This window comes from Comamonas guangdongensis (assembly GCF_041079535.1).
In the GTDB taxonomy this organism is placed as follows: domain Bacteria; phylum Pseudomonadota; class Gammaproteobacteria; order Burkholderiales; family Burkholderiaceae_C; genus Comamonas; species Comamonas guangdongensis.
The window spans coordinates 26,049-37,722 of record NZ_JBFYGN010000020.1; the positions used below are offsets into that span (position 1 = coordinate 26,049).

10 protein-coding genes are annotated in these 11,674 nt (G+C 64.7%); 5 read left to right on the forward strand and 5 right to left on the reverse strand.

Annotated features, from left to right (window positions below; translation table 11 throughout):
• Positions 1-24: 24 nt before the first annotated feature.
• Positions 25-603 carry a class I SAM-dependent methyltransferase gene (locus tag AB6724_RS16040; RefSeq protein ID WP_369339528.1) on the forward strand — a complete coding sequence of 193 codons (579 nt, stop codon included), beginning with the start codon at positions 25-27 and terminating at the stop codon, positions 601-603.
• A 194-nt stretch (positions 604-797) separates the two neighbouring features.
• Here the strand turns inward: AB6724_RS16040 and tesG are convergent, their stop codons facing one another.
• From tesG to AB6724_RS16065, 5 genes are all read right to left on the reverse strand, one after another.
• Positions 798-1,832 (reverse strand): 4-hydroxy-2-oxovalerate aldolase TesG, encoded by a 1,035-nt coding sequence (gene tesG / locus AB6724_RS16045; RefSeq protein WP_369339529.1) that lies wholly within the window; start codon positions 1,830-1,832, stop codon positions 798-800.
• 16 nt (positions 1,833-1,848) lie between these two features.
• Positions 1,849-2,769: an acetaldehyde dehydrogenase TesF gene (tesF, locus tag AB6724_RS16050; RefSeq protein ID WP_369339530.1), complete on the reverse strand. Its 921-nt coding sequence runs from the start codon at positions 2,767-2,769 to the stop codon at positions 1,849-1,851.
• Between the two features lie 6 nt (positions 2,770-2,775).
• Positions 2,776-3,570 carry a 2-hydroxyhexa-2,4-dienoate hydratase TesE gene (tesE, locus tag AB6724_RS16055; RefSeq protein ID WP_369339531.1) on the reverse strand — a complete coding sequence of 265 codons (795 nt, stop codon included), beginning with the start codon at positions 3,568-3,570 and terminating at the stop codon, positions 2,776-2,778.
• Between the two features lie 4 nt (positions 3,571-3,574).
• Positions 3,575-4,414, reverse strand: coding sequence for an alpha/beta fold hydrolase (locus AB6724_RS16060; RefSeq protein WP_369339532.1), 840 nt, complete (start codon positions 4,412-4,414; stop codon positions 3,575-3,577).
• Positions 4,415-4,490: 76 nt separating this feature from the next.
• Complete coding sequence (locus AB6724_RS16065) at positions 4,491-5,468, reverse strand: flavin reductase (protein WP_369339533.1); 978 nt, start codon at positions 5,466-5,468, stop codon at positions 4,491-4,493.
• Positions 5,469-5,757: 289 nt separating this feature from the next.
• Here AB6724_RS16065 and AB6724_RS16070 point away from each other — a divergent pair, with 289 nt between their 5' ends.
• From AB6724_RS16070 to AB6724_RS16085, 4 genes are all read left to right on the forward strand, one after another.
• Complete coding sequence (locus tag AB6724_RS16070) at positions 5,758-6,945, forward strand: acyl-CoA dehydrogenase family protein (protein ID WP_369339534.1); 1,188 nt, start codon at positions 5,758-5,760, stop codon at positions 6,943-6,945.
• A gap of 100 nt (positions 6,946-7,045) precedes the next feature.
• Positions 7,046-8,776 (forward strand): FAD-dependent oxidoreductase, encoded by a 1,731-nt coding sequence (locus AB6724_RS16075; RefSeq protein ID WP_369339535.1) that lies wholly within the window; start codon positions 7,046-7,048, stop codon positions 8,774-8,776.
• A 13-nt stretch (positions 8,777-8,789) separates the two neighbouring features.
• Complete coding sequence (locus tag AB6724_RS16080; protein WP_369339536.1) at positions 8,790-10,514, forward strand: FAD-binding protein; 1,725 nt, start codon at positions 8,790-8,792, stop codon at positions 10,512-10,514.
• Between the two features lie 85 nt (positions 10,515-10,599).
• Positions 10,600-11,673 carry a 2Fe-2S iron-sulfur cluster-binding protein gene (locus tag AB6724_RS16085; RefSeq protein ID WP_369339537.1) on the forward strand — a complete coding sequence of 358 codons (1,074 nt, stop codon included), beginning with the start codon at positions 10,600-10,602 and terminating at the stop codon, positions 11,671-11,673.
• Position 11,674: the final 1 nt, after the last annotated feature.

The following is an 11,674-nucleotide window of genomic DNA, read 5'->3' on the forward strand; positions in this document are numbered from 1 at the left end:
TTCAAACTAACCCGCGAGGCAGGTATGCGTTTGGGAAATCACAGAACGAAAAATCTGTCGCTTGGCGCCATGCTGCTGCACGAGATCATCCGGGCGCCGCGCGAGATCGGAGCCATCCTCCCTAGTTCGGCGCGTCTCGGCGATGTCATGGCGTCGCTGATTGACGACGGGGAGCAGGGGCTGGTGGTAGAGCTGGGAGCGGGGACGGGCGTCATCACGGAATCCCTGCTGCGCAGCGGTATCGCGCCAAGCCGCTTGATCGTCATAGAAAAGTCCGAGCCGTTCGCCTGTTACCTGTCCGAGCGATTTCCGGATATCTGCGTCGTCCATGCAGATGCCGGCGATTTTCCAGCCGTGCTCGGGCAGACGGCAGTCAAGGCGGTGGTCTCCTGCCTGCCACTGCGTTCGCTTCCCGGCAGCGCCGTCGCCAAGATCACGGCCACCTGGGTGCGTTCGCTGGCGAGCGACGGTCGCATCATCCAGTTCACCTATGCGCCGTTTGGTGCGTCGGCCTGGCAGGATGCAGGGCTGAAACGGATCGGCTGCGAAACCGTGTGGGCCAACTTCCCGCCCGCGCGGGTGGAGGTGTTTTCGAGCCCCTGACTCCATCGGTTCATTCAGCTGCCGGCATCGTCCAGACCGCTGTCCGGGATGACTGCGGCCCGGTCGTGCCTCATGCCTGCAGACCCCGGCATAGGCCTAAGCGCCCGGAGCAGGCGCAAAAAAAGAGTTCAGTGGCCGCCCCAAGCAGCCGCTGAACCCGAATACCAAGTGGAAATGAAAGGCCGGAAGCCGGCTTAGGCCGCTACCTTCTGGCGCTGGCGCACCATGGTCAGGGCCGTGTCCTCGATCATGTCTTCCTGGCCGCCCACCATGCCGCGGCGGCCCAGCTCCAGCAGCAGCTCGCGTGCGGGAATGCCGTACTTGGCTTCGGCACGCTTGGCAAACAGCAGGAAGCTGCCGTACACGCCCGCATAGCCCAGCGTGAGCGCGTCGCGGTCGATACGGATGGGGAAGTCCATCAGCGGCACGACCAGGTCCTCGGCCACGTCCTGGATCTTGAACACGTCCACGCCGGTCTCTATGCCCATGCGTGCGCAGACGGCGACCAGCACCTCCATGGGGGTGTTGCCCGCGCCCGCGCCCAGGCCTGCAGCCGCAGCGTCGATGCGGTTGGCGCCGACTTCCACGGCGGCCAGAGAATTGGCGATGCCCATGGCCAGGTTGTGGTGGCCGTGGAAGCCCAGCTCGGTCTCGGGCTTGAGGGCCTGGCGCACGGCGGTCAGGCGCTCCTTCACGTCATCGGGCAGCATATAGCCGGCCGAGTCGGTGATGTAGATGCAGTTGGCGCCATAGCTCTCCATCAGCTTGGCCTGCTTGACCAGGCCTGCGGCACTGTTCATATGGGCCATCATCAGAAAGCCCACGGTGTCCATGCCCATCTTGCGGGCCATGGAGATATGCTGCTCGGACACGTCGGCTTCGGTGCAGTGCGTGGCCACACGGATGGTGGACACGCCCAGCTCGTGGGCCATCTTCAGGTGATCGACGGTGCCAATGCCGGGCAGCAGCAGGGCCGAAACTTTGGCCTGCTTCATCAGCGGGATGACGGTGGACAGGTACTCTTCGTCGGTATGGGCAGGAAAGCCGTAGTTGACCGAGCTGCCGCCCAGACCGTCGCCATGGGTGACTTCGATCAGCGGCACGCCCGCGGCGTCCAGGCCGCAGGCCACGGACTTCATCTGCTCCAGCGTCATCTGGTGGCGCTTGGGGTGCATGCCGTCACGCAGCGTCATGTCGTGGACGGTGATCTTCTTACCTTTGAGGCTCATTCTTTTCTCCTGCAAATCAGGCCAGTGCGGCTTCAGCGGGCTCAAAGCGGCCAGCCAGGATTTCTTCGGCAAACATCTCGGCCGTGCGCGCGGCGGCGGCGGTCATGATGTCCAGATTGCCCGCGTACTTGGGCAGGTAGTCGCCCAGGCCTTCCACTTCCATGTAGATGGAGACGCGGTTGCCGTCGATCACGGGGCCGTTGACCAGCTTGTAGCCGGGCACGTATTTCTGCACTTCCTTGATCATGGCCTGCACCGAGGCTTCGATCTCGGCGGGCTTGGGCGTGTCCACCGTCAGGCAGTGGATGGTGTCGCGCATGATCAGCGGTGGCTCCGCCGGGTTGATCACGATGATGGCCTTGCCCTTTTGCGCGCCGCCGATCTTCTCGACGGCACCGGCCGTGGTGCGGGTGAACTCGTCGATGTTCTTGCGGGTACCGGGGCCGACGGAGCGGCTGGAGACCGTGGCCACGATCTCGCCATAGCTCACGGCCTGCACGCGCGATACCGCAGCCACCATGGGGATGGTGGCCTGGCCGCCGCAGGTGACCATGTTCACGTTCATGGCCTTTTCGGCGACCTTCTCGGCCAGGTTCACGCTGGGCACGCAATAGGGGCCGATGGCAGCGGGCGTCAGGTCGATCATCAGCACGCCCAGCTCGTTGAGCTTGCGGCTGTTTTCGGCATGGACATAGGCGCTGGTGGCGTCGAAGGCGATCTGGATGCCGTCTTGCTTGACGAAGGGCAGCAGGCCGTCCACGCCTTCGGCCGTGGTCTTGAGGCCGAATTCCTTGGCGCGCTTGAGGCCATCGGATTCAGGATCGATGCCGACCATCCACACGGGCTCCAGAATCGGGGAGCGCTGCAGTTTCATGAGCAGATCGGTGCCGATATTGCCGGGACCGATCAGTGCGCACTTGATCTTTTTTTGCGTCATGGTGTCTTACTCAGTGAATTGAATGGAGCAGGTGCCCAGGCCTTCGATGACCATCTCGAAATAGTCGCCGGCGGCCGCAGGCACCAGGGGAGCGAGGGAGCCGGAGAGAATCACTTCGCCGGCCTTGAACGGAATGCCGAAAGCGCCCAGGGTGTTGGCCAGCCAGGCCACGGCTTCGGCCGGATGGCCTTGCACGGCGCTGCCCAGGCCCGAGCCCGCGCTCTGGCCGTTCTTGCTCATCTGCATGGCGGCAGCGGCCAGGTCTAGCGAGGCGGGATCGGTGTGCTGGCGGCCGATGACGAAGACGCCGCAGGAGGCGTTGTCGGCCACCGTGTCCTGGATGCGGATCTTCCAGTCGTTGATGCGCGAGTCCACGATCTCGAAGCAGGGCGCTACCCACTCGGTGGCGGCCAGCACGTCTTCCCTGGTTACGCCCGGGCCTTGCAGGTCCTTCTTGAGCATGAAGGCGATCTCGCCCTCGGCGCGCGGCTGGATCAGGCCGGCCCGCTTGAGCGAGACGGCAGCGCCGTCTTCGTATTCCATGCTGTCGGTCAGAAAGCCGAAGTCGGGCTGGTGCACGTTCAGCATGTCCTGCACGGGCTTGGAGGTCACGCCTATCTTCTTGCCGATCACGCGTTCGCCCGAGGCTTCGCGCAGGCGCAGCATGTGCAGGGAGATGTGATAGGCATCCTCCACCGTCATCTCGGGGTGGCTGTCGGTCAGCGGTGCCAGGGTCCTGGCGGCGCGCAACGCCTCATACAGGCGCTGGCCCTGGGTTTCAATGAATTGCTTGTCGCTCATGGATTCAGCCGTTTTTCATGAAGTCGATGCAGGTACGGTTGAACATTTCGCGATGCTCGACCTGCACCCAGTGACCGCACTGGTTGACCAGCACGACGCGGCAGTTCTTGATGCCCTTGGCCAGCTTGTCGGCGCCGCCCACGGGGTTGAAGGCATCCTGCATGCCCCAGAAGCCCAGGACATTGCATTGCAGCTGCGGCAACTGCTCGGTCATATTGGGGATGTACAGGCGCGAGCGCGAGGCCTCGGTCTGTGTCAGCGCAATCGGGGCGCGCTCGTTGATGATCTCGTCGGTCAGCAGGGCCTGGTCCACCACCTGCATGCTCATGACGGCGCGCATGGCTTCGGGGCCGGTCTTGCCCGATTTGTAGACATTGAACATATTGGCAATGCCGGGCATGGCCATATAGGCTTCAAACTCTTCCACGCCACCGGGTGCCATGAGGATCAGGCTTTTGACATCTTCTGGGTACTTGAGCGCATAGCCCAGGGCCACCGCGCCGCCCAGCGAGTTGCCCAGCAGGGTGATGTTCTTTAGCCCCAGTTGCTCCACCAGGCCCTTGACGCCAGCGATGAAGAAGTCCATGTCGTACTGCTTGGGCTCTTCGGTCTTGGAAGACAGGCCGTAGCCCAGCAGATCGGGCACGATGGAGCGTAAGCCGGCCTTGGCAAATTCGGGATAGTTGCCCTTGAAGTTGCTGTAGCCGCTGGCACCGGTGCCGGCGCCGTGCAGAAAGATCACGGGGTCGCCCGAGCCCTGCTCGTGATAGTGCACGCGCTGGGGAAGACCGGCCACCAGGCCGATGTCCACATATTTGCCTTCTGGAATGGAAAAAGTGCTCATCTCTGTTCTTTATGCTTGGAGTGGATAGGCGAAGGCTGTCTCCTGCCTTCGGGTGAGGGATAGCATTGACGGGGGCTCAGGTCTTGGCCTGCCAGAGCTTGGGCAGACCGGGGTCGGTGGCGGCAATGGCTTTCTTGAGTAGATTGCGCAGGGTGGCGGCTTCCATTTCGCCCAGGCTGGCGATCAGGTCGGTCTCGACGGCCTTGGCGGCCGCCAGCACATGGAGGATGGCCTCGTTGCCCTGGGGCGTGAGCTGCAGCGACCGTTCGCGCTCCGGGCTTTCCTCGACCCAGCCCTTGCGAATCAGCGACTGCAGGGCCACGGCACCGATATCCGTGCCGGTATAAGCCATGTGCGCGGCAATCTCGGCCGGCGTCTGCGGCTGCTGGATGCTGAGCAGCGAGAGCACGTAGAAATCGACGTCGGTCATGCCGAAGTCGGCCATGGGCTTGCGCAGGCCGCTCAGAAACTGGAAGTGCGCGCGGCCCATCAGATAGCCGATGAGATTCTCGGAATAGGCGGTGTTGGTGTCGGCCGCGGGTTCGCTGGCAATGGGCTGGGCCTTGCGCGAAGCCAGGGCGTAGCCGCCCGTCACATACAGCAGGGGCGGATGCGGGTTGGCGTCGTAGTCGGTGACCTCGCCCACAAAGATGATGTGGTCGCCCCCGTCGTACTGGAAAGCGGTCTTGCACTTGAAGCGCGCGCTGCAGTCCTGCAGCAGGGGAGCATGGGCGGCCTCGGAGTCCAGCGCCAGACCCGAGAACTTGTCCTCGCCGGCCCTGGCGAAGCGGTTGGACAGGGCTTCTTGCTCGTTGGAGAGGATGTGCACGTTCCAGGTGTCGGCACTCTGGAACACGGGCAGGCTGCGCGCGTTCTTGGCCAGGCTCCACAGCACCATGGGCGGCTCCAGCGAGACCGAGTTGAAGCTGTTGGCCGTGATCCCCACAGGCTCACCGCTTTCGGCACGGGTGGTGACGATGGTGACCCCGGTGCCGAACATGCCCAGGGCGCGGCGGAAGTCTTTGGGGTCGTAAGTGGCTGCAGTACTTTGCATGGCTGAAGGTCTCCTTGCTGCAAGAGTGCTGCCAGCGGCTTTTTTTTGAATCCTTCACATGGACTAGCAGGGAAAAAACGTGCTCGGTATTTGCCCTAGGCAGGTGTTTTCCGGAGGGCTGCAGAGCGCGCCGCGGGGCGCTGGGGGCCGCTATGGATGCCGTTAGTCTGATCGGACGATGAATGCGTTTTCGCATGGTGAGAGCATTCTTTGCCATAGGCGCGATGCCTTGCCCACCACACCACAAGCCGCCCGGTGGAGCGGCAACTGGAGACTTGTAATGAACGCCATGACAGATAACTACCTCACCCCGGATGCTCTCGCCGTGATCGAGCGCGCCAAGGCCCTGGCCGTCAAGCTGGCCGAACGCGCCCAGCAGGCCGACCGTGAAGGCAGGATCAGCGACGAGACCATTGCCGAGATGGCCGAGGCAGGTCTGTTCCGCGTGCTGCAACCCAAGCGCTGGGGCGGCTATGAGATGGATCCGCGCGTGTTCTACAGCGTGCAGATGGAGCTGGCCAAGGGCTGCATGTCCACGGCCTGGATCTATGGCGTGGTCGGCGTCCACCCCTGGCAGCTGGCGCTGTTCCCCGACCAGGCCCAGCAGGATGTCTGGGGCAAGGACAGCGGCGTGCGCATCGCCTCCACCTATATGCCCACGGGCAAGGCCGAGCCCGTGGAAGGCGGCTTCAAGTTCAGCGGCCGCTGGAGCTTCTCCACCGGCTCCAAGCACTGCGACTGGCTGTTCCTGGGCGGACTGCTGCCCAAGCGCGATGGCACGCCGGGCCTGGAGCATGTGACCTTTCTGCTGCCCAAGTCCGACTACCGCATCGAGGACAACTGGGACGTGCTGGGCCTGCGCGGCACGGGCAGCCACGACATCGTGGTGGAAAACGCTTTCGTGCCCGCCCACCGCATCCAGTACACCAACGACCACAGCGACGCGGGCTGTCCCGGCCGCCAGGAAAACACCGGCTGGCTGTTCCGCATTCCCTTCACCCATGTGTTCCAGCGCGCGGTCTCCACGGCCTGCCTGGGCGCGCTGGAGGGCGCGATCGCCGCATTCACCCAGCGCGCCATCTCCCATGTGGGCAAGCACGGCAACAAGATGGCCGAGGACGTGAATGCCCAGACCGCCGTGACCGAAGCCTCGATAGCGCTGGATCAGCTCAAGCTCACGCTGTTCCGCAACTATGCGCGCATCGTCGATGCCGCCAAGACCGGCATCCAGCTCTCGCTCGAGGAGCGCCTGCTGCAGCGCGCCCAGGCCTCCTATGTGCCCAAGCTCACGGGCTTCCATGCCAACGAGCTGATGCGCGCCTGCGCCGCCAGCGGCACGTTCAAGACCAACCCCATCGAGCGCGTGTTCCGCGACATCCACCAGGGCCGCACCCATATCGCCAACAACACCGACGCCTATGTGCGCGCCTACGGCTCGCATGTGCTGGGCATTCCCAACCAGGAACCCTTCGTCTGATCGCAGCAGGCTGGGACGGCGGCGGCAACCCGGCGGTGGCCGCCGCCGATATCCGTTGGCAACAGTCCATCCATAAAACAAGTATTCCGGGAGACAAGGTATGGCAGAACAAGAATATGACCTGATCGTCGTGGGTTCGGGCGCGGGTGCCATGCTGGGCGCCATTCGCGCTCAGGAGCAAGGCCTCAAGACCCTGGTGGTCGAGAAGGCCGATCTGTTCGGTGGCACTTCGGCCCTGTCGGGTGGCGGCATCTGGATTCCGCTCAACTACGACCAGCCGCGTGCGGGCGTCCAGGACGATCTGGACACCGCTTTCAGCTACATGAAGCGCTGCGTGCGCGGCATGGCCACGGATGACCGGGTGCTGGCCTATGTGGAAACCGCGAACAAGATGGCCGAGTATCTGCGCCAGATCGGCATTCCCTACCGCGCCATGGCCAAGTACGCGGACTACTACCCGCATATCGAGGGCTCCAAGTCCGGCGGCCGCACCATGGACCCGATGGATTTCGACGCTTCCAAGCTCGGCCTGGAGGCGTTGGAGACCATGCGCCCATGCCTGCCCGGCAACCAGCTGTTCGGCCGCATGAGCATCAGCGCGTTCGAGGCCCATTCCATGCTGTCGCGCGAGCTCAAATCGCGCTTCACCATCATCGGCATGATGCTCAAGTACTTTCTTGACTACCCCTGGCGCAGCAAGACGTGCCGCGACCGCCGCCTGACCGGGGGCCAGGCGCTGGTGGCGGGCCTGCTGACGGCCGCGCGCAAGGCCGGTGTCGAGATGTGGCGCAATGCCCCGCTCAAGGAACTGGTGCAGGATGGCGCGGGCCGCGTGACGGGCGTCATCGTCGAGAAAAACGGTCAACGCCTGCAGCTCGGCGCCAGGCGCGGCGTGCTGTTGGGCGCAGGCGGTTTCGAGCGCAACCAGCAGATGCGCGAGCAGTATTTGAACAAGCCCACCCAGGCCGAGTGGACGGCCACCCCCGTGGGCGGCAACACCGGCGATGCGCACCGTGCGGGCCAGGCCGCAGGGGCACAGCTGCATCTGATGGACTGGTCCTGGGGCGTGCCGACGATGGACGTGCCCAAGGAGCCTTCATACCGCGGCATCTTTGTGGAGCGCTCCCTGCCGGGCTGCATGGTGGTCAATGCCAAGGGACAGCGCTTTCTCGACGAGTCCGGTCCCTATCCCGAGTTCCAGCAGGCCATGCTGGCTGAGCATGCCAAGGGCCATGGCGGCGTGCCGGCCTGGATCGTGTTCGACGCCAGCTTCCGCGCCCGGAACCCCATGGGGCCGCTGATGCCCGGCTCCGCCGTGCCCGACAGCAAGCTGCGCAAGAGCTGGCTCAATACCGTGTATTGGAAGGGTGAGACGCTCGATGAACTCGCGGCCCAGATCGGTGTCGATGCCGCGGGTCTCAAGGACAGCGCGCGCCGCATGACCGAATATGCCAGGACCGGCAAGGATCTGGACTTTGATCGCGGCGGCAATGTGTTCGACCGCTATTACGGCGATCCGCGCCTGAAGAACCCCAATCTCGGCCCCATAGAAAAAGGCCCGTTCTATGCGATGCGCCTTTGGCCCGGAGAAATCGGCACCAAGGGCGGTCTGCTCACCGATCGCGAGGGCCGCGTGCTCGACACCCAGGGCCAGACCATAGCGGGTCTGTACTGCGTGGGCAATAACTCCGCTTCCGTGATGGGGCCAACCTATCCGGGCGCGGGCTCGACGTTGGGTCCGGCCATGACTTTTGCCTTCCGCGCGGTGGCCGACATGTTGGGCAAGCCGCTGCCACTCGAAAACCCCCAGTTGCTGGGCAAGGCCGTCTGAGCAGGAGCGCGCGATGAAAAACAGTTCCCAAAAACAAATCAGCACCATCAATCCCGTGGATGCGGCGCTGGACGTGGGCTCTGCCGACGAAGTCCTGTGGTCGGACGCCGCGGACGTGGTCGTCGTCGGCTGGGGCGCGGCGGGTGCGAGTGCGGCCATCGAGGCCCGCGAACAGGGCGCCGAGGTGCTGGTGATAGACCGCTTCGGCGGCGGCGGTGCCAGCGTGCTTTCGGGTGGCGTGGTCTATGCGGGCGGCGGCACGGCCTACCAGAAGCAAGCCGGCTTCGAGGACACGCCCGAGGCCATGGCGGACTACCTCAAGCATGAAGTCAACGGCGTGGTCAGCGATGCGACTCTTGCACGCTTCAGCCGCGACAGCGTCGCGAATCTGCAGTGGCTGGAAAAGCAGGGCGTGAGCTTCGGCTCCACCATGCCGGCTTACAAGACCTCGTATCCGCCCGATGGCATTTACCTGTACTACTCGGGCAACGAGGTAGTGCCGGCCTACGGCAATCCCAAGTTGGCCAAGAAGCCCGCACCGCGCGGCCACCGCGTGGTGGCCAAGGGGCAGTCGGGCGCCACCTTCTATGCGGCCCTCAAGCAGTCCACCTTGGCGCAGGGCGCGCGTGCGCTGACCCAGGCGCGCGTGCAGCGCCTGGTGCGCGAGCGGGATACGGGCCGGGTGCTGGGCGTGGAGGTCATGGTGTTGCCGGCCGGCGATGCGCGCACCGAGCGCCACAAGAAGCTCGACGAACTGGTGGCCAAATGGCGTCTGTACCAGGCGCCGCGCGCCCAGGCGGGCCGGCGCGAGGCCGCGCAGATCGAAAGCGAGATCGGCGAGAGGCGCTTCATCCGCGCCAGACAGGCCGTGGTGCTCTCTACGGGCGGCTATGTCTTCAATTCCGAACTCATGAACCAGCATGCTCCGGCCTATACGCCGGGCTGGCTCACGGGTGCCGCAGGCTGCGATGGTTCGGGCCTGCGCCTGGGCCAGTCGGTGGGCGGCATAGGCCAGGATCTGAACAATATCTCGGCCTGGCGTTTCATCACGCCGCCCTCGGTCTGGCCCAAGGGCCTGGTGGTCAACACCAGGGGCGAGCGCTTTTGCAATGAGCAGGTCTATGGCGCCAAGCTGGGCTACGAGATGATGGAAAACCAGGGCGGCAAGGCCTGGCTCATCATCGACAGCCATCTGCGCCGCCAGGCGACCTGGCAGTGCCTGTTCGGCGGTCTCTGGGCGTTCCAGTCCATGCCAGCGCTGGCGCTGATGTACAAGGTGGCGGTCAAGGGGCGGTCGGTGGCCGATCTGGCCAAAAAGATAGGCGCCGATGCCCTGGTGCTGCAGCGCCAGTTCGATGCGGCCAATGCCGCGGCGCGCGGCGAACGCGACGACCCCATGGGCAAGTCCCGGGACATGCGCCATGAATTCAAGGACGGCTCGCTGTTCGCCATCGATATCTCCATCAGCCAGAAGATGTTCCCGATTGCCGTGCTCAGTCTCGGCGGCCTCCAGGTGAACGAGGACAGCGGTGCGGTCACCGATGGCGCGGGCCGGGATATTCCGGGCCTGTATGCCGCGGGCCGCACCGCGATCGGCATCGCCTCGTCACGCTATGTCAGCGGTCTGTCGCTGGCCGACTGCGTGTTCTCCGGCCGCCGCGCCGGCAAGGCGGCAGCGCTGGCAAGTGACCAGGCCGTCGCGCAGCCGGCTGCGGCTATGGAAAGCCTGAGTTCCTGACCCCATGGTGTGGGGGCAGCCTGGTGCCGGGGCGTCGGCACCAGGCTGCGCAAAAGAGTGTGAGTGAGTAAGGGGTATATAAAAAATGAGCAGTGAAGCCAACGGTGCCGCATCGCGCTACCACCCGTTGCGGGTGCGTGCGGTGATCGACGAAACGCATGACACCAAGTCGATTGTGTTCGATGTGCCCGAGACCCTGGCGGAACAGTTCCGCTACCGTCCAGGCCAGTTCCTGACCTTGCGGCTGCCGATCGAAGGCCGCTATGTGCCGCGCTGCTATTCCATGTCCAGTGCGCCGGCGCTGGACGATGCGCTGCGCGTGACCGTCAAGCGCGTGCACCAGGGGCGCGGCTCCAACTGGGTCTGCGACAAGGTGCGCGTGGGCGACACCATCGAGCTCATGCCGCCCTCGGGCCTGTTTTCGCCCAGGAATCTGGCGCAGAACTTTCTGCTGCTGGCCGGCGGCAGCGGCATCACGCCGGTCTTCTCGATCCTGCGCACCGTGCTCAAGCAGCACCAGGGCCAGGTGGTGCTGTTCTATGCCAATCGCGACGAGCGCTCGGTGATCTTCAAGCAGGATCTGCAGCAGCTGGCCGCCGAATACCCGCAGCGCCTGCAGATCGTGCACTGGCTGGACTCGGTCCAGGGCGCACCCTCGCAGCAGCAGCTCGCGGCCTGGGCCAGGCCCTGGGTTGCCGATGCGGGTCAGGCCTTTATCTGCGGACCCGGCCCCTTCATGGATGCGGCGCAGGCGGCCATGGTCGAGGCGGGAATGGCCGCCGAGCAGGTGCATGTGGAGCGCTTCGTCTCGCTGCCCGACGAGGAAACCCTGCAGCAGATGCAGCAGCAGGATGCGGCCGCTCCCGTGGCGGCCGCCGTCGACGAGGCCGTGGTGCAGCTGCGCCTGGATGGCGAGGAATACGAATTCACCTGCGGTGGCACGGAAACGCTGCTCGAAGCCGGCCTGCGCGCGGGCATCAACGTGCCGTTCTCCTGCCAGGCCGGCATGTGCGCTTCCTGCATGTGCCAGGTGCAGGACGGCAGCGTGCATCTGCGCCACAACGAGGTGCTCGATGCCAAGGACCTGGCCAAGAAGTGGACCCTGGCCTGCCAGTCCGTGCCCACCAGCGAAAAGCTGCGCGTCAAATTCCCGGAGTAAT